The following is a 384-nucleotide window of genomic DNA, read 5'->3' on the forward strand; positions in this document are numbered from 1 at the left end:
TTCGCCCAGTTCGACAGCGACGCGGTCGATTGTCTTGACGGAATACACCTTGTTCAGCTGCATGGTTAGGCTGCTTGTGGAAGGGATAGAGCTTTCCAGTTCCAAGGCAGAAGTTCATGCACGCGCGAGACGGGCAAGTCGGGCAGCCGGGCGAGAACATCGGCGAGCCAGGCCTGCGGATCGATGTCATTCATTTTGGCGGTGACGATAAGGGTATACATGGCGGCAGCCCGTTCACCGCCGCGCTCTGAGCCTGCGAAGAGCCACGACTTTCTGCCCAGTGCCACGCCACGTAAAGCGCGTTCGGCCGCATTATTCGTCAGACAGATATGCCCGTCATCGAGGAATGCCGTGAAGGCCTGCCAACGGCCACGCTTCTCAAAC

Annotated in this window: 1 protein-coding gene; it reads right to left on the reverse strand. The window is 58.9% G+C overall.

The annotated features are described in order from the left end of the window. Positions 1-65: 65 nt before the first annotated feature. Positions 66-384 (reverse strand): transposase domain-containing protein (locus A3722_RS17655; RefSeq protein WP_150120543.1); only part of this gene is annotated, 319 nt, incomplete at its 5' end.

The organism is Sulfitobacter sp. HI0027 (assembly GCF_001634775.1).
Lineage (GTDB): Bacteria > Pseudomonadota > Alphaproteobacteria > Rhodobacterales > Rhodobacteraceae > Sulfitobacter.